Genomic DNA, 19,353 nt, shown 5'->3' on the forward strand with positions numbered 1-19,353 from the left:
TGACTGAAACGCTTCTGATTGCCGTGCTCACACCTGCGACGAGGCAGGTTCTGCGGCGCGGAAATTGCGCGCCACCGGCGTGGTGGTGCCCACATAGTGGCGGAACAGGTAGATCAACGGTGCCCAGCGCTGCACGTCGATGTGCTGGGTACCGGCAACGGTGATCGCCTCGTGCGCATGCACCCGGCAGATCCGTCCTTCGACGATCATGAAGCCCTGATCCTGCGTTCCGCTGGGCCGGTGCGAGGCGAGCAGCGCGACCTCCACCTGCAGCGGGCATTCGGCAATCGCCGGCGGTGCCACCTGCACCGAGTCGACGCGGCTGAAGCCACCCAATGCGAACTTGTCAGGCACATGCACGTAACCCATGGCGCGCTTCGACTCCGGCACCGGGGTACGAGCGGTGGCGCGGGCGATGGCCTCGACCTGCGCCGCCTGCGTGGCACCTGCGAAGTTCAGTACGCATTCGCCGCGTGCCAGAAGATTGCTGCAGCCCTGGCCCTGTTCGCCGATGCCGAGCACCACGCGGTCGCCCAGCGCCCAGAATGACGAAAGCGGGCTGATGTTCGCACTGCCGTCTTCATTCAACGTGGTCATCAGCACCACCGGTGTTCCCGGGTAGAGCACGGAGGGGGTGATGCAGCGGCGTTGGAAGTCTTGCGGTGGCATGCCTGGGCTCGTGGCGTTCGGGCGATGACTGTGCCCTGGGCAGGGGCGCGCATGCTTCGATCCGGGTCGAACGATGCGCGGAAAGCGGCATGCCACAATGCGGCCATGGTCCAGACGTCCCGCTCTTTCATCCATGTCGGCACGCTGGTCGGTGACCATGCACGCGCGGCCATGCTGTTGACGTTGATGGATGGCCGGGCGCACACGGCGTCCGAGCTGGCCGGCGTGGCTGGCATCTCGCCGCAGACGGCAAGCAGTCATCTACGGCGGTTGCTCGATGGCGGCATCCTGGCCGTGGCGGTGCAGGGACGCCACCGCTATCACCGGCTCGCCTCGACCGAGGTCGCCGACATGCTGGAGGGCATCCTGCGTTTCAGCGATCAACGGCCACCGCTTTCTCCACGAGCGGTACGAGTTGATGCCGGCTTCCGCCGGGCGCGCACCTGCTACCGGCACCTGGCGGGCGAATACGCCGTTGCCATCTGTGACCACCTGCTGACCATCGGGGCGATCTCCACGGCTGCAGACCATTGGCAGATGACGTCCCATGGCGCCGCCATCCTGAGCGCCGTGGGTCAGCCGCTGGAAGCGTTGATCGCGCGATCGCCACAGGTGACGCCCGCGCGATACTGCCGCGGCTGCCTGGACTGCACCGAGCGGCGCCCGCACATGGCCGGCATGGTGGGTGAAGCACTGCTGGAGAGTTTCCTGCAGAACCACTGGCTGCGTCGCCTCGCGGGGCGGCGCGACCTGCAGGTCACCCCTGCGGGGCAGGAGGCATTCCGCAGGCTGTTCGACGTACGCGCCTGAGGCCCGCCGCGCGCCGCCGGCAGTCTCAGCCGGCCACGACATTGCGACGGGGTATGGTCGGAGTCCTGGTCTTCGGGAGCAGCAATGGCAGGCAAGGACATGAGGGGCCGCATGCACGATGCGGCTGGTCGGCAATGAGCAGGTCAACCGCAGATGTGCGCTGGCTTACTTTCCGGCTGAAGAACGGGCAGTCCATCGGCCCCGATCAACTGAAGGATGGCTGGGTCGTCGCCTCGGAGAGCCGTCATTGCGATGTGCGCCGGGAGAGTATCGAGGGCGCTGGCGTGGTCTATGCCCTGTATGGTCCGCCGGATCTTCCGTCTCCGCGCCGCGCCGAACTGCGCATGCGCGACTTCCTCATGCGCTCCGGCTATACCTTCACCATGGGTACGCTCGGCCACTGATGCAGTCGGCTGCTCAGAAGGGAGCCGCGGCTGCCTTCAACGCCTCGACCACCTGTGAATCCGTAAAGCCGCAGTGGCCTTCGCCCACCGCGGGCAACACGCGCGGCAATGGCGTGGCGCCAGCGTGCTCGGCCAGCTGCGGATACACCGCCTGCATGCGCGGCACGATGCTCGGGTCGTTGTTGTTGAACTGGATCACCAGCGGTCGCTTGAGCGCGCCGGTCAACGCCAGCTTTTCGCGCACGTATCGCTGTGCCGGCGCAGCAGGTGCCAGCCGCTGCACGCCCGCGTTGAACGCCTTGTCGTCACCGAATCCGCGGTAGACGGTCGTAAGGTTGCCGACCGGCATGCCGCCGGCGCGCGTGGCCAGTTCGTGCAGGATCATCGCGTGCAGGCTGATCGTGCCCGGCAATGCCTCCACGCTTACCTGCAGCCGTGTGGCCAGTTGCGCAGCGACGGCCGGCCGGGTCTGAAGCGCGGCGGCGATGCCTTGATAGAGATCCATCTGCGGCAGTGCCGCAGCTTCCGCCGATGCCAGGCCCTGCCGGGGCAGTCCCTTGGCCCCGGGGAAGAAATAATCGAACGCCACCAGGGTGGTCAGCAGGTCATTGGCCAGTTGTTCGCCGGGCAGGTTGGCCCCGCACAGCGACACGCCGCCGTTGTAGTGCCGTGGCAGGCGTTCGAGGGTGGCGATGGCCACCGCACCGCCCATCGAAAAGCCGAGAATCCAGGTGCGACGCACGTCCTTCAATTCGGACAGGGCGTGCGCGCGCAGGCGTTCCATGTCCACGACCGCATCTGCCACTGCCCAGCCCTGGCTGGCATAGGCGCTCTGCGCCACGGCATAGCCCGCTGCAAGCAGGCTGGCGGTGCTGTCGTTGGCCGGCATTGGTGATGGCTGCGGCACGCCCACGGGTTCATAGCCATGCGCCAGCATTACCAGTTCGCCGTTCCAGCCAGCGGGCACGTCCAGGCGCCAGCGCGCGCCCTGCAGCTCACCACTGGAGGTGCGTGGCGGGGCGGGCGGCGCGGCGGCCTGCGACACGTGCGGCAGCAGCAGGACCAGTGCCAGGACCAGCCGGTGGAAGGTTCGCATCATGGTCTTTGCCCTGGCCGGTGCGGTCTGCGCGGAAGGTGCCGCCTGTATAGCGCTGCCCCTGCGCGGTGGCTAGCCCCTGACGCAATGCAATCGAATTCGATACGATCTGCCGTATCTGCTCCCTTCCATTTGATCTGGGGTCCCGCCATGGTCGATCGCCTCGCCATCCTGCTCGAACGCTTCGCGGTCACCGCCTCGGTGTTCCATGCCGGCGCGCTGTGCGGCATCAACAGCCTGGAGGCCGAAGGCGACGCCGGCCAGCTGCACCTGGTGCGGCGCGGTCCGTTGCAGGTCAGTCATGGCTCGCAGACGGTGCAGGTCGACGTTCCCAGCCTGCTGCTGTATCCGCGCCCGCTGCCACATCGCTTCCACACCGATCCTCAGCACGGCGCCGACATGGCCTGCGCCAACCTCCATTTCGAGGGCGGCAGGCTCAACCCGATCAGTGCCGCCCTGCCCGATTTCATCTGCCTGCCGTTGGCTGAACTGCATGGCGGCCATGCCGCCCTGGAGTTGCTGTTCGAGGAGGCATTCGAGCAGCGCTGCGGTCGCACGGTGATGGTCAACCGCCTGTTCGAGGTGGTGATGATCCAGGTGCTGCGGCAGTTGATGGAGGGGGGCGAGATGCGCGGCGGCCTGTTCGCCGGGCTTGGCCACCCACGGCTGCGGTTGGCGCTGGTGGCCATGCACCAGGCACCCGCCCAGGCTTGGACACTGGAAGATCTGGCCGACGTTGCAGGCATGTCGCGCAGCGTGTTCGCCGCCAGTTTCCGCGAGGCCATGGGAACCACGCCCGGGCAGTACCTGCAGGGCTGGCGGGTAGGCCTGGCGCAGCAGGCGCTGCGCCAGGGGCGACCGTTGAAACGGATCGCCGACGAGGTTGGCTATGGCAGCGAGGCGGCGTTGTCGCGGGCGTTCAAGGCGCACACCGGGCAATCGCCACGGCAGTGGCGGGGACAGGCGCGCGCTGCTGCCGGCTGAGTGTCACCCCAGCGCGAGCCGGGTCAGCTTCATGCCGGCGAACAGCCCGGCCAGGCCCAGGGCTACCGAGCCGCCGGCGTACAGTGCGGCCAGGCCGTGCTGACCGCGCTGCAGCAGCATGCCGGTTTCCAGCGAGAAGGTGGAGAACGTGGTGTAGCCACCAAGAACGCCGGTGGCCAGCAGCAGGCGCAGTTGTGGCGAAGCGCCATTGCGCAGCGCAAACGCCTCCACCACCACGCCCATCAGCACGGCGCCGCTGATGTTGACCAGGAACGTCGACCAGGGCCAGGTGCTGCCGGCGGCCACCCGGGCGCCGATCAGATTGCAGGCATGGCGCAGGCAGGCGCCGACACCGCCGCCCAGGAATACCAGCACATAGTTGTTGAACGTCTGCATTGCTTGCCTCGAGTGCGTGTTCGCAGGTTCGACGGCGGACGCAATGGCGGGCACGGCCTGCCATCGACGAACGCCGGGTTCGTCTCAGCAGGAGCCATCAGCCATCTCAGGCGGTTATCGGGGGAGCCCCATCCCCATCGACGGCCATGCTACCAGCCCGCGATGGGTCAGGGCAGGGCAGTCATCACCACGCGTGCGACCTTGCCGCGGCTGACGCCCTCCATCAGCAGGTCATGGGCCATCAATCCCAGCGTGGCTTCGCGACGGTAGCCCACCTCCAGGCCGCGCTCGTCAAGGATGTGGGCGACCAGCTCATAGGCCGCTTGCCAGACATCCAGATGGGCTTCGCTGGGCATGTGCATGTAGGCCGTGCCGCGCTCGCCCACTCCCTGTCCCAGCGGGCCGAACAGCAGCTCGCGTGGGTCCAGCTTCACCGCATCGGCAATGCGGAACAGCTGTTCGGCTTTCACGTGGTTGGCCTTGACGTGGTCGTTGAGCCAGTTGCTGACCGTTGCCGTCGTCGTTTCTGCGGCACGCGCCAGGTCGGCAGGGCGTGCATGCCCTGCGTCCTTCATGGCGACCGCGAGTCGTTGTCCAAGAGTATTCATCTATGCAAGCCAGCTTAACGCGTGGAAGCGAAAGAGGCCTTGGCGCAAGAATAAGTTTGATGATGAAAGGGATCGAAAATGGACGAATTCTGGAGCAAGCGGCAGGTCCGCACACGGCTGGGCTTTTCCACCGACGCAGAGCTCGCCAGGTTGTTTGGAATAAGCAGATCCGCTGTCTCGCAATGGCCCAGAGGCTTTCCCATCCCGCCGCTGAGGCGCTACATCCTGCAGCAGCGATACCCTGCGTTGTTCCCGATGGATGACGACTCGCACGACGAAACAGCATGAGATGCGTCGAGGGCTGTCGCAGACAGACCGCTAAAATCAATTTGCTAAGCATGCTTATCAACATTGACACAATCGATCGACGTGTCCCCAGCAATGGTCCGAACTGTGATGGCTACCCGGGTTCGCCGGCTGGCTTTGTCGACATCGGCACGGATTGTTCCGATCCCGATCGCCAGGGCTTTTCATGAACGATTAATAATTTCAATCGCGAAAGTCGCGGTCTGTAATTGACGTGTCGTGAAATCTATGACTAATTGGCATCAACCGGTTGTGAAGGCCGGGAGTCTTTCAGTAGCTCGCAAGTGAATCGGTCGACCGTCAACGATGCAGAACAAGTCCAACGGAGGTCGTATGGAATACGGCATGCATGGCTTGGCTGAACGGGTACGCCGCGAACTGGAAGCCAGTTATCACAAACACGGATGCGGTCCGGCGTTCTGGGATACCTACCAGCAGGTGCTTGATCGTCTGGTTCCGCAGGGGACCGGGCGAACCGATGTCACCAATGAAATGGCGCTGATCATCGAACAACTGGGCATCGTCCGTCGCGCCCAGCTGGTACCGCCGCGTCCGGGCGAGCCGGGCTGATCAGAGCAGGCGCCAAGCGCCGCACACCAGCAGCGCCAGCAGCAACGAAGCCAGGGCCGTGGTGCGGGGGCGCCACCACCGGCGCGGCTGGCCTGCCATCACCTGCGGGCTGCAGTAGCGCACCAGGCTGGGGCCGAAACCGGCCTGATGCTGCTGCTGCGTGCACGCTTCCAGGCAGGCACCGCAGGCCAGGCAGTCGGCCTGGGGCCATGGCGGATGTCCAGCTGCATCGGGCACGCGCGCACGCAGGCCATGCAATCGAGGCAGTCGCCCAGCCGATCCGCGCTGAAGGTGGGCATCGGTCCGGCCAGCAGCGGATGCGCGGCACGGAAGACATAGTCCTGCGCGGTGGTGGGGTCGAGCAGGCCGCGACCGCGGCTGAGCACGCCGCCCAATGCCGGTGGCGGGCGCCGCGCGGCTCCCCGCGGCGGGGGTCATACAGCATGCGCGGGGTGTGCGGGTCGGTCAGCAACGGCTGCATGCGCGCGAACGGACAGAGTGATCGGCACACCTGCTCGCGCAGGAACCCGGCGTTGCCCCACGTGGCGCCGGCATAGAACAGCACCCAGAAGGTCTCCCAGCCACTCCATGCGCCATCGAACGCGCCGGCGACCAGTTCGCGGATCGGGCTGAACAGCCCGACGAACGTGATCCCGGTCCACAGCGACAGCAGCAACCAGGCCAGCTGGGTGGCCGGCCGCGCCAGCTTCGCCGGCAGCACGCGGGCCAATGCCTGCGCAATTCCGTCGAACGCTCGTGTCCACAGCGTCTGCGGGCAGGCATGTCCGCACCACAGGCGACCGGCCAGATGGGTGAGCAGGGCCAGGGCCACCGCCATCACCGCCAGCAGTCCCAGCAACACACCGATGTCATCCGGCCACAGGGTCCAGGCGAACAGGTCGAAGCGGCGCGCGTTGAGGTCCAGCAGCAGGGCCTGCCGGCCATCCCACTGCAGCCACGGCAGCGCATGGAACAGGACCAGCAACGCAAGGCCCAGGGTGCGGCGCCAGCGCCATGCGCGCAGGGGCGAGGAGGCGGTGATGCTCATCCCAGTGGCAGCTCCTCATCCTCTTCGTCCGGCATCGGCCGCAGCAGGTAGCCGGTTACCGCGCTGGAAAGTGCGGTGACCGCCCAGAACATGAAGAAACCTGCGGTGTAGCCCAGCTCACGGCTGATGGCCGTACCCGGGAAGCTGATCGCCTGCAGCCGCAGTGGATCGACGAAGGCGAAGAACACCACGCAGGCCAGGCCGGCGGCGATGAAGCTGGGCCACAGGACTGCACCCCAATGCTGGATACGCCGCTGGCGGCTGGAAGTCGGTGTGTTCATGCGGGTTCGGTTTGAAGAAGAGGGCGGCGCGTATACTTCGCCGTGGTTGGCGCAGCATCCGCAGGGCATGCTTCCTGCAAGCGTGCCAGCCTAGGTGCGCCGCAGTGCGCTGACATTGATCTGGATCAACAGCGGTGGTGGCGGCATGCGGCACACTGCCGATCCGCACTTGGTGCCCTGATGAACGCAACGCCCACCACTGCCCTTCCCATTGCTTCGCCAGAGTTGTGCAGCGAGGAGGAAGTGACCCGGTTGGTCCACGATTTCTATGCGCGCGTGCGTGAAGAGGAGCGTCTGGGGCCGGTATTCGAAGGGCATGTGCGCGACTGGCCGGAACACCTGGCCCAGCTCGTCGATTTCTGGTCGGCGATGCTGCGCGGGACCCGCAGGTTCAAGGGCTCGCCGATGTCCAAGCACATGGCCATCGATCTGGAAAAGGATCTGTTCGACCGCTGGCTGGTGCTGTTCCACATCACCACGGCCGAATGCAACAACCCGCCCATGCAGGCGCTGGCCGACGATGTGGCCGCCCGCATCGCCGACACCTTCTGGCGCCGCTACCAGATGCTGCGCTGGCCGCAGGTCATGCTGCCGGTGCTGGGCGTGCCCACCAGGGATTGATCTGGGTCAAGGCGCACCTGCAGGCTTGGGGCGATGCTGGCGCCATGGACACGTTCTCTCCCGCTGCCGGTGGCCTGGCCTGGACCTTCGATCCCGATCTGCTGCGACGGCATGACCGACCCGGCCCGCGCTACACCTCCTATCCCACCGCGCCGCACTTCCATGACGGCTTCGATGCACCCGCGCTGCGCCAGGCGATCGCCGACAGCAACCCGTTGGCGCGGGCGTTGTCGTTGTACGTCCACGTGCCATTCTGCTCCAGCCCCTGCTTCTACTGTGGCTGCAACCGGGTGATCACCCGCGACCGCGGGCGTGGCCACAGCTACGTGTCACGCGTGCTGGCCGAGGCGGACCTGCTGGCACCGCAGTTCGCCGATGGTCGTGAAGTGATCCAGCTGCACCTCGGCGGTGGTACGCCGAATTTCCTCGATGCCGATGCGATGACCGCACTGGTCGAGGGCCTGCGCCGCCGCTTCGATTTCAGCGGTTCGTCGCAGCGTGATTTTTCCATCGAACTGGACCCGCGTTTCATCGACACCAGCGACGTAGCGATGCTGGCCCGGCTGGGCTTCAACCGCGCCAGCCTGGGCGTGCAGGATTTCGACCCGCAGGTGCAGGAATCGATCAACCGGGTGCAGGGCGTACGGCAGACGCTGGATATCCTGCGTGCGTGCCGCGACAGCGGCATGCGTTCGGTCAACGTCGATCTGATCTACGGCCTGCCAGGGCAGAGTCTGCAGGGCTTCGGCCGCACCCTGGAACTGGTGCTGGCGCTGCGTCCGGATCGACTGGCGGTGTATGGCTATGCGCATCTGCCTCACCTGTTCCGCGCGCAGCGGCAGATCGACGAAAGCCGGATGCCCTCGCCGGAAGACAAGCTTGCGCTGCTTGGCCTGGCGGTGGAGCGCCTGTCCGCAGCCGGCTACCAGTACATCGGCATGGACCACTTCGCATTGCCGGAAGAAGATCTGTCGCGTGCCCAGCGCGCCGGCCAGCTGCATCGTAACTTCATGGGCTACACCACCCACGCCGACACCGATCTGCTCGGCCTTGGCGTGAGTGCGATCAGCCATGTGGGTGCTACCTACAGCCAGAATCCGCGTGACCTGCCATCGTGGGAGCGCGCGGTGGACCAGGGGCAGCTGCCGGTCTGGCGCGGCGTCGCACTCAGTGCCGACGACCAGCTGCGCGCCGAGCTGATCCAGCAGTTGATGTGCCAGGGTGAGGTGGATGGCACGTCACTGGCCCAGCGCCATGGCATCGACTTCGAGACCTACTTCGCTGAAGACCTGCAGGCCGTGCAGCGCCTGCAACAGGATGGCCTGGCCGAATACCGCGATGGCGTGGTGCGTGCCAGCGAGCCGGGGCGGCCGTTGCTGCGCCTGCTGGCGATGTGCTTCGATCCCTATCTGCGCGCTGCGCAGGAGCAACCGCGTTATTCGCGGGCGATCTGAGCGCAGGCTGGCGCTGGGCCGGCTCAAGGCCGGCGAAATGAACAAGACCGAGGCCGCGGAATGTCGAACGACTCCGTGCGCTGCAGGCGCCTGGCGGACAACACCTTCTGCACATCGGACGTTGCCGTGATGCAGGCCGTCTGATGATCTTCCTCATTCCAGGACTGTTGAAGACTCAAGCGGCTGCGGCAGTTGCTAGACTTTGCGCCCGCTCCAATCGGAAGTTTGCAACCTTCATGCCTGTTCGCAAAAGCTTGTTGCCGGGTATCGCGCTGTCAACCCTGCTGTTCGCCGGTTGCGCCAACGCACGAGCGGCTGATGTGGTTCAGTCAGGGTGCCGGATGCTACCTGCCTCGCTCCGGTTTATTGATTCGAGGATAAGCGGGGTTCGCCTGCAGCAGGATCGATCTGGATGCTATTTCGAAGGCACGGCCAGTAGCCTGAGGGTTGCAGACGCTCAGAGGAACGTACTTGCCGCACTGGCTACCTCCCGCTGCGGCGGCACGACCGTGACGGATGCGATACCCCACACTGTGGAGGGCGTGGTGGAACCGAATGAAGGCGTGCAGATGCGTGTCAGCCTGGTTCCAAGTGCGGCGGATGGTCGCTGCCGTCCGGGCAGCTTCGTTGAGCCGGATCTTGGCGACGAATACGAAGTCCAGGTCGTGGACCAACCGTTCGCCCATTACCCACCTGCGGCGTACAGGCAGGATCGCGAAGGCGAAACTGTCGTGATCGTGCTGCTGGACGATAAGCTGGGAACCATCGGGGCGGTCGTGGAGAAATCCAGTGGATACGAGGACTTTGACGAGGCAGCACTGAGGGCGACGCGCCAGTGGCGTTTCAAGGGCATACCTCTCGCCCCGGGACAGTGTTCATCCGAACGCCAGTCGTCTTCAAGAAGAACTAGTTTTCCACCGCCGCCAGCGCAGGCCACTGCGGCCCTGGAGCGGATAGAGAGATCCAGGCGCGCGCCATATGGCGCGTCCCCCACACCATCGTGGTCTACAAGCGACTGGCCGCATCATGTGGGGTATCTTTGCGGAGAGCAGCGGGGCAAGTCCGGGCGAAGCTTCCCAGAACATGCCTTGGTGCCCGGAGCCGGGATCGAACCGGCATGACCTTGCGGTCGGCGGATTTTAAGTCCGGACTGAAATCGTTGTGTAGCAGGGCTTTCAGGTCGATTTCCGCTCCGCAATGGGTCGGTTTGTAGGCGCTTGAAACCGTTGCGGGACTTGGGGCCAATATGGATTGCGGAGCGCCATTTCAGCGCGTGGGCGTGGACTTATGTCCGCGGCGCTTGCGCGTGTAGTGCTCGGTCATCGACACCGTGGTGTGCCCGAGCTGGTGCTGGGCCTTGCGGATATCGCCCGATGAATCAGCCTTGTCGGTGGCTGCTTTGGCGCGAAGGTCGCGAAAGTGGATGCCGTCGACATCAGCGCCAACAGCTGCGCGCGCTGCTGCCCAGATTTCGCTCATCCGCCGGACGCTCACGGGCTTTCCTCGCTCGCCAATGATCAGGCTGTTACTTCGAACCTTCCGACCATCCTTCCGCCGCTTAAGTCGTTCCAGAAGCTGCGCCAGTTCGCCCTCAACTGCGATCCTAAGCTTCGTCCTGGTCTTCCCTTGCCGGATGTGAATTGCGCCATCCCGGACGTCCTGCTCGGTCAGGCTCAGCACATCGGCCGGCCGCTGGCCGATTAGGTATGCCAGGTCCATGGCGTCCTGAAGTGACCAGTGGGCAACCGCGCGCATCGCCTCGAACTGGTCGTCCTCGATATAGATGTCCCGGCCGGTTTCCTTGAATCCCTTGATGCCGGCGCATGGGTTTGGCAGTGCGGTGTAGCCCTTGTCGCGCGCGAAGTTCCAGATGTGCGACAGAAGCGCCTTCTCGCGATTCGCGCGGACCATTCCCTTGCCGCTCTTTGTGCGCCAAGTCATGTACTTCCGCACCGTCACCGGCTGTATTGCATCCAGCGGCGCCGGCGGGTCATCGAAGTATTCCAGCAGCTTGGTCAACTCTTTGGCGTTGTCCAGCTGCGTGCGCGGCGCCTTGTGGATGATCACCTCCTTTCGGTAGGCGTCGCTCACGTGGCGGAAAGTGATGACCGCCACGTCCTGTGCCTCGCGGGTGCCTTCCAGCTCGGCCCACTTCTTGATCGCCAGCGCGTAGTTGCTGCCCAACGGAAGCTCTTTCCGCGGCTTCCCGCCCAGGTCGTAGTAGTAGTGCACCACGCCCGACTTCTGCTTGCGCGGCCGGAACCTCGGAATCGCGCCCGGCTTGTTCGGCTTCCGCCCCATCGTCATGCCACCTTGTTCGATTGCCAGCCGGCGACGGCCGTAGCCTTTTCGGTTTCCACATCATCTCCACCTTCCAGGGTGGCCCACAGCACGCGTGGCCATCCGTCCAGGCCTTTGAAGTGCGGGATTCCGTTCAGCACCAGGAACTCCTGCTGCCGGTCCCGGTAGGGCGTGCCGCACAGCTCCCTCATCGAATGCCGGGACAGGCACAATGCGCTCGCGCTCGGGTTGGCCTGCTTCTTTGTGGCCATCGGGTCCTCCTTCAGAGCGACGCCAGCGCCGCGCGCTGGGTCTTCGGCTTGCGCTCGGACAAGCCGAGCTGGAACTGCACCACGTTGTCGGACGCCGTTGGTGCACGCGCGGTGCGCGCGCTGCGCACGGGCTGGTTCAGTCGGCGCCAGTCGCGCAGGGCCGCGTCGGCATCCGGGTGCTTACGGGTGGACCTGCATGCGCACTCGACCAGGTGACCACCACCGGCGGCTGGGCCCCGCAAGTCGTGGATGTGGCGCGCGCGGTGGCCTGCGGCGCAGTTGGGCAGGCCTTCGGGATGGCTGATCTGCTTCTGTGTCATGGCTTCTCGCACTCCTTGATGAAGGCTTCCAGCTGCTCCAGCAGGAAGGCAGCTTCTCTGGACCGGTGTTCCCGGTCGAAACGGTTGAGGGCAACGGGGCCGGCGTCACGCAGCCACTGCAGCGGCTGCAGCATCCAGCGCGGGTCGAACGGAAGCCGGCTGCGCGGATCTACCGGCGGCGCCGGCGGCATGCAGTCAGGGCCGGCCCAGTCTTCGGGATCGCCGCACTTGGTGCAGATGCGGTTCTGGAACACGTGCTCCTTCTCCGGCTGCGGCACGCGTGGCTTTTCGAACAGAGCGCGGATGACCAAGCCACGTTGCGGGCCGTAGTAGACCTGTTCGGCGTTCGCTTCGGCCCAGCAGCCCGGGGCGAAGTCGTTCGCGTGGCGGTACTCCCAGCGTGCCACGTGAGCCGAGTAAAGCTCGGCCATCAGTGTGTCGGCCCAGGCGCGGACCTGGTCGGCGGCGACAGGGCCGCCAGCCGGATCGATCCGGCGCATGGCGGCGACCACTGCGGCGACCGGGGACGATGCCTTGGTGGCGGCGACCACTGCGGCCGGGGAAACGGGAAGTGGCGCGGTCATGCGGATGCCTCGTGTGCTACGTGGATCTGCTTTCCGATCCACTGAATTACCGGCACGGCGAAGCTGTTGCCCAGCATCCGGTAGCGCGGTCCGTCTGCCATCGGCTTTCCCTGAGCGTTCGGCACCAGGGTCCAGTCATCCGGTGCGCCCTGCAGTCGTTCGCACTCACGCGGGGTGAGGCGGCGCACCTGGTTGGGAGTCAGCAGTGCCGGTGCCGGGCTGTTGGCATCCAGGCAAGTTGTCCGTTCCTTGAACAGTTTTCCTGCGTTGTTGCTGGCGGTGTTGTGGAGCTTGGTGGTGTAGGCGACAGCCTGGACCTCGGCGCGCGCCTCGATCGTGTACGCGTGATCGGCTTGCACGCCGACACCGTCCGGTCCGCTGGCCGGGTTGATTCTGGTCGCGCCGGCCTGAATCGCGTAAGCCACGGCTGCGTGACCGCCGCCGTGCTGTGCACGCAAAGTGCCCGGCACATCGCCGATCGAGAACGAAGTATCTCCAGCGGCCTTGCAGTCAAACGCGATCGCTGGCGCATGCGCACCTGCGCACAACGGGTGGCACGGGTCACCGGGCTTAGGATTGGACACGTTGGCTTTGCTTGTAATCTGGGTCGTGTCGAAGGCGACTGGAACCAGCGGTGTGCCTCGCCCAGTGCCATCCTCGCTGGCGTCGAAACCCTCTGCACGCAGGGTATGCGCGACTGCCGGGACCAACACCCCAGCGTGCGCGTCCTGCTGGGTCGCGCTGCCAGCGGCTTTCGGATTGGCACTCAACGTCCCAGCAACTAAGCCGCCCTGGCACTCGAAGTCGGTTCCAAGACCGCCGCCGCCTTGAGTGCGCGCGCTAAGGGTTCCGGTAACGCTTTCCCCCGTGACGCGGCGCGGCGCAGAATCCCCGCGCAGGCTGTCGGACTCAAGAAGTACCGGGGCGCGATCACTCCAGTTTCCAGTATCGAGGACAGCGAACACGCGACGGCGCCGCTGCGCCACTCCGAACCACTGCGCGTCAAGCACGGACCATTCGACCAAGCCGTTGTCACCCAGCGCAACGCCTTCGGATCCCCAGCCGCCCGTGGGGACAGGCAGGTCGGTTCCTGCCATTGAACCAACCACGACAGCAAAGTCTCTGCCCTCGTTGCTGCTGAAAGCGCCAGGGACGTTCTCCCAGACGAGCCAGCGGGTGCCGCAAAAATGTCGAGCTGCATTGAAGATCCTCATCTGGTGGTGGAACAGGCTTGAGCGCGCGCCAGCGAGGCCCGCGCGTCGACCGGCGACCGAAAGGTCCTGGCACGGGCTGCCACCGATCAAAACGTCGAACGCGCCAAGGGTCGCGATTCGCTCGTCCGTGATCTCGGTGACGCTTCCCAGATTGGGCACGTGAGGCAGGCGGCAGCGCAGCAATGCACAGGCGGCCGGTTCGATCTCAGCGACTCCAACGCATGTCCATCCCAGCGGCGCCCACGCAAGGTGGGCCGCTTCCATGCCGGAGAACAGAGACAGGTAGCGCATCAGGCGTGGTCCTTGGGGGCAATGGGGCCGGTGTGGCGGTAGTCACGCAGCGGGTCGGCGATGAATCGGCCGTGTTCCTTGCGCTGCACGCTGTACTCGGGGAATGCGCAGTCGGGGAGGCGCTCGTACGCCTCGGCCATCAGGGCGACGAAGCGTTCCTGCCATTCCTGTGGCATCGACTGCAGGGTGCGACGCGGCACCACCAGGTATGCGGCACGCGTGAGGCCAAACGCGTTCCAGATCGGGCCGTCGGAATAGGGCACCGATGCCTGGGCCGGGGTGGTGAGCAACTGGTCAGCCATAGGCCTTCTCCCAGCGATGTTCCGCCGTGGCAGAATGCCGACCAGTCCACAGGGGGATGAAGGGATGAGCGCTTTGGAGCAGTTGTGGAACGGAATCAGCCCGTGCATGGAACCCGGTGTCGGCGACTGCGTGGTCTGGTGGGATGCGTGGGCGGTTGTCGCAGGCGCAAGCGCCGTTGGAATCGCGATAGGGGCCCTGATCGTCGCTTGGGTGGGCGTCGGAGTTACTACAGCATCGGCATTTGCAGTCTGGAAACTCGGAATTGCTGCAAACGCTGCGAGTTCCGAAGCCACCCGAATTGCCGCCGCCGAGGCAACACGCAGTGGCGACGAATCGACCCGTCGCGCGTTTCGCGAGGAGACCGAGGAGCTTCTCGCGCTCATTCAAGTGCACGGCGAAGTGGCGCTCGCTCTCGGAATTGCTAAACATGTTGTGCACATAATCGAGGGTGGGGGGCTCGGCAAACAGCTTTTCCTGGATGAAGAGCGGTTTCGGCAGGCTGTTTTCGACGACGTCAGCCGGTTGGAATTCCCAATGGTCGCCTCGGCCATGGATCGAATGCACTTCCTTGACCGCAAAGTCTCGGGTTCCCTTTTGCGAGCTGTTGCGGTCGCAAAACTGGCCCAGGAGACCTACCGATTCCACCCAGTCAAGGGCGCAACACCGAACTACGCGGACGTGTATGAGAGCCTGTCTTCCCTGCTTCCGCCCGTCTGCCTTGACCTTGGGGTGGTGATGGTCGCGTGCGAGTTGGCCGTCAAACGGATGGGAATTTCTGTGTCCATGTTCCAGAGTGAGGGCAGTTCGGATCTGGAGCAGTGAAACTGCCGTAAGCGCTAGGCTCTCAGCCATTGCCCACCGCCTGGCTGTCGATCAGGGCGCGGCATACTGGGCAGTGGGGGGCGCGGGTGTCGTGGCCCTCAACCTGGTCAGGGCACAGGCCGTTGTTGGCGTGGTTGATCCGGCCGGTGGCGTGGTCGGTGAGAACACGCACCGCACCCAGGTCCACGGCCTGCGCGGTCAGCGCTTTGCATTGCTTCGAAGACTTGCGCCGGGGCTTCCGTCGACCCAGCTCTGCAGAGGCGTATTTGCCGAATCCCGCCAGCTCCCATTCCTCTGGCTCGATGAACGTGGCGTACTGCAGCAGGTCGTCAATCCCAACGGCAACAACAATTTCGCGCCAGAGTACGCCGCAGTCCTGTGCGGTAACGCACTGAAGGGCTACGCATATTCCGGCAAGGAAGTCGTCGCCTTCGCCTTGCTCCCCCACCGGCTGGCGGGCGGCAGCAATCAGCGCCTCAGCCGTGGCGTTGCTTTCGGCGCTGGCGGTCTGGCGCGAGGCAGCCGCACGGAACACACCTTCGCTTACTTCTACCGGCTGGCGGGCGGCGAGGGCGGCTATCAACTCTGCGCGCAGCTCGGCAACATCAGCTTCCAACTGCGGGCGCCGGTTGTCCTCGTTCCAACCGTCGGAGCGTTCCGCCGAGAGGTCTTCGACGGCTTGGTCATACGCTTCCAGCAACTCCAGCGCATCCCCCTGACCACCGGGGGAAGGGAAATCCTTCAGCTTCACGCATCCGCCGTGCTTCGCGGTCGCCAGGGTGGCGGGGGTCTTGTCGGTGGTCATGCGTGCTGCTCCTTGCGGTCGGTGGTGGCGCGCGCGCTGTGCGCGGCGAGGTTGTCCCAGCGGTCGGCCTCGGCCAGGTAGTAGGCGCGGCGTTCCAGCCGGACGGTTTCGGTGAACTGCACGTCGTGCAGTGCGCGCTCGGCGGCGGCGCGGTTTGCCGCTGCCATGCGGGCTGGGTCGTGATCGAAGATGTCGAGCTGGTTACGCACGCTGGACTCCTGGAATGGGTTGCCGGCTGGTGGAACCCGGCCGGCGCGGGTTCCCTGCGCTACAGGGGGAGAGCGCAGGGCAGGGGATCAGTGGGTGTCGTCTGCGGGCATCGGCGTACGCTGTCGCCCTGCCGCGCGCTGCCGCATTTCCTCGCGGAACGCTGGCCAGTTCCGCACCAAGTCGCGCACGCCGCACCAGGTGAAGAAGACGACGCCTGCAGCGAAGGGCAGGAGGAACGAGGCGGCGCCGGTGTAGATGGCGCGCGCGAGCAGCGCCAGCAGCAGGCCGACGATTACGGCGCAGTAGAAGGGCAGGGCCAGGTGGCGCATTACTCGGCGTCCTGTTCGGTGGTGGGCTCGGCCGGTGCTGGGCCGGCGGGCGGGGTGATGGGCGGGATGCCGACGGCCATGGCGGCGAAGAAGTCGGGATCGGTCATGCGGCACCGCCTTTGACGCGGGCGAGGGCAATGGCGCGCCGCCCCCAGGCTTCCCGCGCCGCCTCGAACGATTCGTGATCGCTCGGCGAGTTGAGCCACCGGTCTCGCGCTTGGTCGTAGTCCTGATCGGCCGCAACCAGCGCATCAATGGCCTCGGCAGCTTCCTGCAGCGCGTTGGCGTAGCGGCGGGTGTCTGCGCCGTCATCGGCTGCGCCATGAAGCGCGCTCACTGCGTGGCGGATGGCCGCGATCTTGGAAGGGGCGCTCATGCAGCACCGCCTTGGGCGCGCGCTGCGCTGCGGACGGCAGCGACCGCGCCTGCAGCGCTCTGGCCATGCCGCAGGACGGCATTGGCGGCGATGCTTGCTGCGACGACGACCTGATAAGGGAGCAGGCCCCAGCGCTTACCGGCACGGGCGACGATGCCTGCGGCGGCTGCCGCGCGCTGTGCCTGGGAGTGGTTGACGATGACGGCGCTCATCGGCTGGCCTCCGGAGTGGGGCAGCTGCTACCGGCGGGAGACTGATCCGCAACTGGCATGTGGTCTGCGACGAACGCTGCGAGGATGAATTCGATCTGCGCGGTGACGCTGCGGTTGTTCTCGCTTGCCAACTGCTTCAGCGCACCCAGCAGCGAATCTTCCAAACGGATCTTGAAGTGAGCTTTGCCGTCGCCGGCGTAGGTTGCTGGCATGGCAAGTCCTTCAAAAGTGCTGATCAGGCGCGCGATCATTTCTGCATTCACCGAGCGCTGGTTTTCTTGTGCTGCAACGCGCAGAGCGGCCATCAGCTCGTTTGGCGCCCTGAGCTGGGTTGCGGTGAATTCCTTGCGGTAGTTGACGAGGACGCGGCTCATGCGGCGGCGTCCTGGCTTTCGCCGCGCAGCTGCTGGGCAGCGCGCTGCAGCTCGACGGCCAACTGATCGGCCTCTGCCGGATCAAGGTAGAGGGATGCGAAACCGAGCTTTGCAGCGATCTTGCCCAGGTCGGGCATCGCGATGACGGTGGGCGCCACCTTGTTGGCGCCGAGGGACAGGCTGGCCATGTGTGATCTCCTGCGCCCGGCCCCGGGATGGGGTCGTGTTGGGCGACGGGAGTAAGATCACATATTGTGATTGTTGGTGCAACACGCAGCGTGATGTTTGCTGTGTCAATTTCTGAACGGAGCTATTTCCGTTCAGAAATTGGGTTTGTTTTCAGTCAAACGAGTGGCGAATCAGGCCGGCTTCTTCGAACGAAACGTCATCGCGGATGCACTCGCGGGCACGGTCCAGGTCACGATGGAGCGCGATGAGAGCGTCATCGCCGAGGTCTTCAATGCACGCATGGCCCAACGTTGCTTGGTCAATGATGATCTGCACGCCAAAGTGCCGGTAAGCGTTGGCCAAGCTGCGGATCATGCGAATGTGGCTCTCGCGAGCGACTGCATCAAAATGCGGTGAGCGATTGCTCGGCACTGCATAGAGCTTAGGCTTTCGATCAGGCGCTGCGTTTATGCGCTCGACCAGCTTGCTTAGCAGCGCTTCCGTTTTGCTCATCTGTTGTCTTTCCCTTGTGTAAATCGCGCTTCTCGCGCCATGCGGCGAAATCCACCAGGTTCCGCTGTTCTGCGGGGCGATCATCAGAGACGATCCATTCGTACACGTCCGCAAAGAGATCAGCCTCCGCCTCAATATCGAAGGCTTTGCCAAGCGTACCGAATGCCTTGTCGAGGAACCGGTGGGTTTCGGCAAGGATTGCAGGCTCGGGTCGCTGGGACTGAGACGCCGGCGCTTCTCCGAACAATGAAGCGATGCTGACGCCGAGAGCCTTTGCCAAGCGGGGCACCTCGGAGACTTTCGGTTCGCGCGCGCTGTCCGCAGACGACTCATAGTTCGCAATGCGGCTTTGCCCCGACCAGCCACAGGCCAAGGCCAAGGCTTCTTGGGTCAGGCCGGCTCGAAGCCGGGCGGCGCGGAGGTTGTCAGAGAAGGCCATGGGCCAATTCTTCACGGCCTGTGATGTGGTGCTAACACGAATTGTGTTGCAAGTAGGATCACGTTATGTGATTCTCCCCGATGGACGCACTCGACAGAGCCGTGAAAGCCGCCGGCGGGGTTACATCCCTTGCCTCCCATCTTGGTGTTCGCCAGAGCGCTGTCAGCAATTGGCGCTCCCGGGGGCGTGTGCCTCCGGCCATGGCCATTCCCATCGAATCCGTCACTGGCGTTTCCCGCCATGACCTTTGTCCCGACATTTTCGGCCCCTTGGGCGGTCTGGCCCCGGTGACCAAGCGGGAGTTGCTGGCAAAGCTCGGCCTCTCCAATGACGCACACCTGGCGGTCGTCTTGGCACTCCCGGTGGATCGCGTCGCATCGTGGGAGCTGGACGCCGCCGTCCCGGCTCTGCCCGGTGTTCTCGCCGTCCTGGGTGCTGCGCCAGGCGGTGCTGTTTCGCGGGTCGAATCCGATCCCGACGCGGACCGCATTGGCCCGGTCGACACCGCCTGAAAGGCCATCCCTGGCCGTCGTCCCTGAATTGTTGATCTCCATGGCGCCAATCCTGCGCCACCCGAGCCCAGCCCAAAACCTT

Annotated in this window: 30 protein-coding genes, 1 pseudogene and 1 riboswitch; of the genes and pseudogenes, 10 read left to right on the forward strand and 21 right to left on the reverse strand. The window is 65.1% G+C overall.

The window, feature by feature from the left end; all coding sequences use genetic code 11:
• Positions 1 to 27: 27 nt before the first annotated feature.
• A complete protein-coding gene (locus D0Y85_RS07315) occupies positions 28 to 669 on the reverse strand; it encodes a flavin reductase (RefSeq protein WP_229291150.1) in 642 nt (213 codons plus the stop codon).
• A 105-nt stretch (positions 670 to 774) separates the two neighbouring features.
• Between D0Y85_RS07315 and D0Y85_RS07320 the strand changes: the two genes are divergently transcribed.
• Both D0Y85_RS07320 and D0Y85_RS07325 read left to right on the forward strand, forming a co-directional pair.
• Entirely contained in the window at positions 775 to 1,479 is a 705-nt protein-coding gene (locus D0Y85_RS07320; protein WP_117310001.1) for a winged helix-turn-helix domain-containing protein, read from the forward strand.
• 134 nt (positions 1,480 to 1,613) lie between these two features.
• Complete coding sequence (locus D0Y85_RS07325) at positions 1,614 to 1,883, forward strand: hypothetical protein (RefSeq protein WP_025875177.1); 270 nt, start codon at positions 1,614 to 1,616, stop codon at positions 1,881 to 1,883.
• A gap of 13 nt (positions 1,884 to 1,896) precedes the next feature.
• Here the strand turns inward: D0Y85_RS07325 and D0Y85_RS07330 are convergent, their stop codons facing one another.
• A complete protein-coding gene (locus tag D0Y85_RS07330) occupies positions 1,897 to 2,979 on the reverse strand; it encodes a hypothetical protein (RefSeq protein WP_117311875.1) in 1,083 nt (360 codons plus the stop codon).
• A 150-nt stretch (positions 2,980 to 3,129) separates the two neighbouring features.
• Here D0Y85_RS07330 and D0Y85_RS07335 point away from each other — a divergent pair, with 150 nt between their 5' ends.
• Entirely contained in the window at positions 3,130 to 3,963 is an 834-nt protein-coding gene (locus D0Y85_RS07335; protein WP_117310002.1) for an AraC family transcriptional regulator, read from the forward strand.
• Positions 3,964 to 3,966: 3 nt separating this feature from the next.
• Here the strand turns inward: D0Y85_RS07335 and crcB are convergent, their stop codons facing one another.
• On the reverse strand, positions 3,967 to 4,359 hold the full coding sequence (gene crcB, locus D0Y85_RS07340; RefSeq protein WP_117310003.1) for a fluoride efflux transporter CrcB: 393 nt from the start codon (positions 4,357 to 4,359) through the stop codon (positions 3,967 to 3,969).
• Positions 4,360 to 4,440: 81 nt separating this feature from the next.
• A riboswitch (Fluoride riboswitch) is annotated at positions 4,441 to 4,504 on the reverse strand.
• A gap of 22 nt (positions 4,505 to 4,526) precedes the next feature.
• Positions 4,527 to 4,967 (reverse strand): helix-turn-helix domain-containing protein, encoded by a 441-nt coding sequence (locus D0Y85_RS07345; protein WP_229291152.1) that lies wholly within the window; start codon positions 4,965 to 4,967, stop codon positions 4,527 to 4,529.
• A 78-nt stretch (positions 4,968 to 5,045) separates the two neighbouring features.
• Here D0Y85_RS07345 and D0Y85_RS20840 point away from each other — a divergent pair, with 78 nt between their 5' ends.
• Positions 5,046 to 5,255: a transcriptional regulator gene (locus D0Y85_RS20840; RefSeq protein ID WP_025875167.1), complete on the forward strand. Its 210-nt coding sequence runs from the start codon at positions 5,046 to 5,048 to the stop codon at positions 5,253 to 5,255.
• Between the two features lie 351 nt (positions 5,256 to 5,606).
• Complete coding sequence (locus tag D0Y85_RS07355; RefSeq protein WP_093817858.1) at positions 5,607 to 5,843, forward strand: hypothetical protein; 237 nt, start codon at positions 5,607 to 5,609, stop codon at positions 5,841 to 5,843.
• Here D0Y85_RS07355 and D0Y85_RS07360 read toward each other — a convergent pair.
• Positions 5,844 to 6,891 (reverse strand): annotated as a pseudogene (locus D0Y85_RS07360) (4Fe-4S dicluster domain-containing protein).
• Positions 6,888 to 7,172 carry a hypothetical protein gene (locus D0Y85_RS07365; protein WP_105163816.1) on the reverse strand — a complete coding sequence of 95 codons (285 nt, stop codon included), beginning with the start codon at positions 7,170 to 7,172 and terminating at the stop codon, positions 6,888 to 6,890. The pseudogene D0Y85_RS07360 and the gene D0Y85_RS07365 overlap by 4 nt, the downstream one beginning before the upstream one ends.
• A gap of 180 nt (positions 7,173 to 7,352) precedes the next feature.
• Here D0Y85_RS07365 and D0Y85_RS07370 point away from each other — a divergent pair, with 180 nt between their 5' ends.
• From D0Y85_RS07370 to D0Y85_RS07380, 3 genes are all read left to right on the forward strand, one after another.
• Entirely contained in the window at positions 7,353 to 7,793 is a 441-nt protein-coding gene (locus tag D0Y85_RS07370) for a group III truncated hemoglobin (RefSeq protein WP_093817860.1), read from the forward strand.
• A 44-nt stretch (positions 7,794 to 7,837) separates the two neighbouring features.
• Positions 7,838 to 9,247: an oxygen-independent coproporphyrinogen III oxidase gene (hemN, locus tag D0Y85_RS07375; protein WP_117311876.1), complete on the forward strand. Its 1,410-nt coding sequence runs from the start codon at positions 7,838 to 7,840 to the stop codon at positions 9,245 to 9,247.
• Positions 9,248 to 9,390: 143 nt separating this feature from the next.
• Complete coding sequence (locus D0Y85_RS07380) at positions 9,391 to 10,368, forward strand: energy transducer TonB (RefSeq protein ID WP_117310005.1); 978 nt, start codon at positions 9,391 to 9,393, stop codon at positions 10,366 to 10,368.
• Positions 10,369 to 10,513: 145 nt separating this feature from the next.
• On the opposite strand, the gene D0Y85_RS07385 is transcribed toward D0Y85_RS07380, so the two are convergent.
• Genes D0Y85_RS07385 through D0Y85_RS07410 form a run of 6 tightly spaced genes read right to left on the reverse strand, consistent with a single transcriptional unit; the run spans position 10,514 to position 14,510 of the window.
• Positions 10,514 to 11,548 carry a tyrosine-type recombinase/integrase gene (locus D0Y85_RS07385; protein ID WP_117311877.1) on the reverse strand — a complete coding sequence of 345 codons (1,035 nt, stop codon included), beginning with the start codon at positions 11,546 to 11,548 and terminating at the stop codon, positions 10,514 to 10,516.
• A 2-nt stretch (positions 11,549 to 11,550) separates the two neighbouring features.
• Entirely contained in the window at positions 11,551 to 11,799 is a 249-nt protein-coding gene (locus D0Y85_RS07390; protein WP_117310006.1) for a DUF4224 domain-containing protein, read from the reverse strand.
• Between the two features lie 11 nt (positions 11,800 to 11,810).
• Entirely contained in the window at positions 11,811 to 12,119 is a 309-nt protein-coding gene (locus D0Y85_RS07395; protein WP_117310007.1) for a hypothetical protein, read from the reverse strand.
• Entirely contained in the window at positions 12,116 to 12,703 is a 588-nt protein-coding gene (locus D0Y85_RS07400; protein ID WP_117310008.1) for a hypothetical protein, read from the reverse strand. The genes D0Y85_RS07395 and D0Y85_RS07400 overlap by 4 nt, the downstream gene beginning before the upstream one ends.
• Positions 12,700 to 14,208: a DNA cytosine methyltransferase gene (locus tag D0Y85_RS07405; protein ID WP_117310009.1), complete on the reverse strand. Its 1,509-nt coding sequence runs from the start codon at positions 14,206 to 14,208 to the stop codon at positions 12,700 to 12,702. The genes D0Y85_RS07400 and D0Y85_RS07405 overlap by 4 nt, the downstream gene beginning before the upstream one ends.
• Complete coding sequence (locus tag D0Y85_RS07410; RefSeq protein WP_240329357.1) at positions 14,208 to 14,510, reverse strand: hypothetical protein; 303 nt, start codon at positions 14,508 to 14,510, stop codon at positions 14,208 to 14,210. Before D0Y85_RS07410 ends, D0Y85_RS07405 begins: the two co-directional genes overlap by 1 nt.
• 64 nt (positions 14,511 to 14,574) lie before the next feature.
• Between D0Y85_RS07410 and D0Y85_RS20745 the strand changes: the two genes are divergently transcribed.
• The gene (locus D0Y85_RS20745; RefSeq protein ID WP_205420744.1) at positions 14,575 to 15,333 is read left to right on the forward strand and encodes a hypothetical protein; all 759 of its coding nucleotides are present in this window, start codon (positions 14,575 to 14,577) and stop codon (positions 15,331 to 15,333) included.
• Positions 15,334 to 15,355: 22 nt separating this feature from the next.
• On the opposite strand, the gene D0Y85_RS20750 is transcribed toward D0Y85_RS20745, so the two are convergent.
• The 9 genes from D0Y85_RS20750 to D0Y85_RS07460 form a co-directional block, all read right to left on the reverse strand.
• Entirely contained in the window at positions 15,356 to 16,138 is a 783-nt protein-coding gene (locus D0Y85_RS20750) for a hypothetical protein (RefSeq protein WP_205420745.1), read from the reverse strand.
• Positions 16,135 to 16,347, reverse strand: a complete 213-nt coding sequence (locus tag D0Y85_RS07425; protein WP_117310010.1) for a hypothetical protein — start codon at positions 16,345 to 16,347, stop codon at positions 16,135 to 16,137. Before D0Y85_RS07425 ends, D0Y85_RS20750 begins: the two co-directional genes overlap by 4 nt.
• Positions 16,348 to 16,434: 87 nt before the next feature.
• Positions 16,435 to 16,677 (reverse strand): hypothetical protein, encoded by a 243-nt coding sequence (locus D0Y85_RS07430; RefSeq protein WP_117310011.1) that lies wholly within the window; start codon positions 16,675 to 16,677, stop codon positions 16,435 to 16,437.
• 103 nt (positions 16,678 to 16,780) lie between these two features.
• Positions 16,781 to 17,053, reverse strand: a complete 273-nt coding sequence (locus tag D0Y85_RS07435) for a hypothetical protein (protein WP_117310012.1) — start codon at positions 17,051 to 17,053, stop codon at positions 16,781 to 16,783.
• On the reverse strand, positions 17,050 to 17,265 hold the full coding sequence (locus D0Y85_RS07440) for a hypothetical protein (protein ID WP_117310013.1): 216 nt from the start codon (positions 17,263 to 17,265) through the stop codon (positions 17,050 to 17,052). Before D0Y85_RS07440 ends, D0Y85_RS07435 begins: the two co-directional genes overlap by 4 nt.
• Positions 17,262 to 17,639: an Arc family DNA-binding protein gene (locus tag D0Y85_RS07445; RefSeq protein WP_117310014.1), complete on the reverse strand. Its 378-nt coding sequence runs from the start codon at positions 17,637 to 17,639 to the stop codon at positions 17,262 to 17,264. The genes D0Y85_RS07440 and D0Y85_RS07445 overlap by 4 nt, the downstream gene beginning before the upstream one ends.
• On the reverse strand, positions 17,636 to 17,827 hold the full coding sequence (locus D0Y85_RS07450) for a hypothetical protein (protein ID WP_117310015.1): 192 nt from the start codon (positions 17,825 to 17,827) through the stop codon (positions 17,636 to 17,638). The genes D0Y85_RS07445 and D0Y85_RS07450 overlap by 4 nt, the downstream gene beginning before the upstream one ends.
• A 151-nt stretch (positions 17,828 to 17,978) precedes the next feature.
• Positions 17,979 to 18,320 (reverse strand): hypothetical protein, encoded by a 342-nt coding sequence (locus tag D0Y85_RS20845; protein ID WP_240329398.1) that lies wholly within the window; start codon positions 18,318 to 18,320, stop codon positions 17,979 to 17,981.
• The gene (locus D0Y85_RS07460; protein ID WP_117310017.1) at positions 18,262 to 18,759 is read right to left on the reverse strand and encodes a helix-turn-helix transcriptional regulator; all 498 of its coding nucleotides are present in this window, start codon (positions 18,757 to 18,759) and stop codon (positions 18,262 to 18,264) included. The genes D0Y85_RS20845 and D0Y85_RS07460 overlap by 59 nt, the downstream gene beginning before the upstream one ends.
• A gap of 80 nt (positions 18,760 to 18,839) precedes the next feature.
• Here D0Y85_RS07460 and D0Y85_RS07465 point away from each other — a divergent pair, with 80 nt between their 5' ends.
• The gene (locus D0Y85_RS07465; RefSeq protein ID WP_117310018.1) at positions 18,840 to 19,271 is read left to right on the forward strand and encodes a YdaS family helix-turn-helix protein; all 432 of its coding nucleotides are present in this window, start codon (positions 18,840 to 18,842) and stop codon (positions 19,269 to 19,271) included.
• Positions 19,272 to 19,353: the final 82 nt, after the last annotated feature.

Source organism: Stenotrophomonas sp. G4 (assembly GCF_003428825.1).
GTDB lineage: Bacteria > Pseudomonadota > Gammaproteobacteria > Xanthomonadales > Xanthomonadaceae > Stenotrophomonas > Stenotrophomonas indicatrix.

Bases quoted from the DNA above. Each gene is read 5' to 3' on its own strand.
- D0Y85_RS20750 (WP_205420745.1), bottom strand. From the start codon at position 16,138: ATGACCACCGACAAGACCCCCGCCACCCTGGCGACCGCGAAGCACGGC.
- D0Y85_RS07405 (WP_117310009.1), bottom strand. From the start codon at position 14,208: ATGCGCTACCTGTCTCTGTTCTCCGGCATGGAAGCGGCCCACCTTGCG.
- D0Y85_RS07325 (WP_025875177.1), top strand. From the start codon at position 1,614: ATGAGCAGGTCAACCGCAGATGTGCGCTGGCTTACTTTCCGGCTGAAG.
- D0Y85_RS07440 (WP_117310013.1), bottom strand. From the start codon at position 17,265: ATGAGCGCCGTCATCGTCAACCACTCCCAGGCACAGCGCGCGGCAGCC.
- D0Y85_RS20840 (WP_025875167.1), top strand. From the start codon at position 5,046: ATGGACGAATTCTGGAGCAAGCGGCAGGTCCGCACACGGCTGGGCTTT.
- D0Y85_RS07355 (WP_093817858.1), top strand. From the start codon at position 5,607: ATGGAATACGGCATGCATGGCTTGGCTGAACGGGTACGCCGCGAACTG.
- D0Y85_RS07315 (WP_229291150.1), bottom strand. From the start codon at position 669: ATGCCACCGCAAGACTTCCAACGCCGCTGCATCACCCCCTCCGTGCTC.
- D0Y85_RS07370 (WP_093817860.1), top strand. From the start codon at position 7,353: ATGAACGCAACGCCCACCACTGCCCTTCCCATTGCTTCGCCAGAGTTG.
- D0Y85_RS07385 (WP_117311877.1), bottom strand. From the start codon at position 11,548: ATGGGGCGGAAGCCGAACAAGCCGGGCGCGATTCCGAGGTTCCGGCCG.
- D0Y85_RS20845 (WP_240329398.1), bottom strand. From the start codon at position 18,320: ATGAGCAAAACGGAAGCGCTGCTAAGCAAGCTGGTCGAGCGCATAAAC.
- D0Y85_RS07330 (WP_117311875.1), bottom strand. From the start codon at position 2,979: ATGCGAACCTTCCACCGGCTGGTCCTGGCACTGGTCCTGCTGCTGCCG.
- D0Y85_RS07400 (WP_117310008.1), bottom strand. From the start codon at position 12,703: ATGACCGCGCCACTTCCCGTTTCCCCGGCCGCAGTGGTCGCCGCCACC.
- D0Y85_RS07450 (WP_117310015.1), bottom strand. From the start codon at position 17,827: ATGGCCAGCCTGTCCCTCGGCGCCAACAAGGTGGCGCCCACCGTCATC.
- D0Y85_RS07410 (WP_240329357.1), bottom strand. From the start codon at position 14,510: ATGGCTGACCAGTTGCTCACCACCCCGGCCCAGGCATCGGTGCCCTAT.
- D0Y85_RS07335 (WP_117310002.1), top strand. From the start codon at position 3,130: ATGGTCGATCGCCTCGCCATCCTGCTCGAACGCTTCGCGGTCACCGCC.
- D0Y85_RS07380 (WP_117310005.1), top strand. From the start codon at position 9,391: ATGATCTTCCTCATTCCAGGACTGTTGAAGACTCAAGCGGCTGCGGCA.
- D0Y85_RS07345 (WP_229291152.1), bottom strand. From the start codon at position 4,967: ATGAATACTCTTGGACAACGACTCGCGGTCGCCATGAAGGACGCAGGG.
- D0Y85_RS07445 (WP_117310014.1), bottom strand. From the start codon at position 17,639: ATGAGCCGCGTCCTCGTCAACTACCGCAAGGAATTCACCGCAACCCAG.
- D0Y85_RS07460 (WP_117310017.1), bottom strand. From the start codon at position 18,759: ATGGCCTTCTCTGACAACCTCCGCGCCGCCCGGCTTCGAGCCGGCCTG.
- D0Y85_RS07365 (WP_105163816.1), bottom strand. From the start codon at position 7,172: ATGAACACACCGACTTCCAGCCGCCAGCGGCGTATCCAGCATTGGGGT.
- D0Y85_RS07465 (WP_117310018.1), top strand. From the start codon at position 18,840: ATGGACGCACTCGACAGAGCCGTGAAAGCCGCCGGCGGGGTTACATCC.
- hemN (WP_117311876.1), top strand. From the start codon at position 7,838: ATGGACACGTTCTCTCCCGCTGCCGGTGGCCTGGCCTGGACCTTCGAT.
- D0Y85_RS07395 (WP_117310007.1), bottom strand. From the start codon at position 12,119: ATGACACAGAAGCAGATCAGCCATCCCGAAGGCCTGCCCAACTGCGCC.
- D0Y85_RS20745 (WP_205420744.1), top strand. From the start codon at position 14,575: ATGAGCGCTTTGGAGCAGTTGTGGAACGGAATCAGCCCGTGCATGGAA.
- D0Y85_RS07320 (WP_117310001.1), top strand. From the start codon at position 775: ATGGTCCAGACGTCCCGCTCTTTCATCCATGTCGGCACGCTGGTCGGT.
- D0Y85_RS07430 (WP_117310011.1), bottom strand. From the start codon at position 16,677: ATGCGCCACCTGGCCCTGCCCTTCTACTGCGCCGTAATCGTCGGCCTG.
- D0Y85_RS07390 (WP_117310006.1), bottom strand. From the start codon at position 11,799: ATGGCCACAAAGAAGCAGGCCAACCCGAGCGCGAGCGCATTGTGCCTG.
- crcB (WP_117310003.1), bottom strand. From the start codon at position 4,359: ATGCAGACGTTCAACAACTATGTGCTGGTATTCCTGGGCGGCGGTGTC.
- D0Y85_RS07435 (WP_117310012.1), bottom strand. From the start codon at position 17,053: ATGAGCGCCCCTTCCAAGATCGCGGCCATCCGCCACGCAGTGAGCGCG.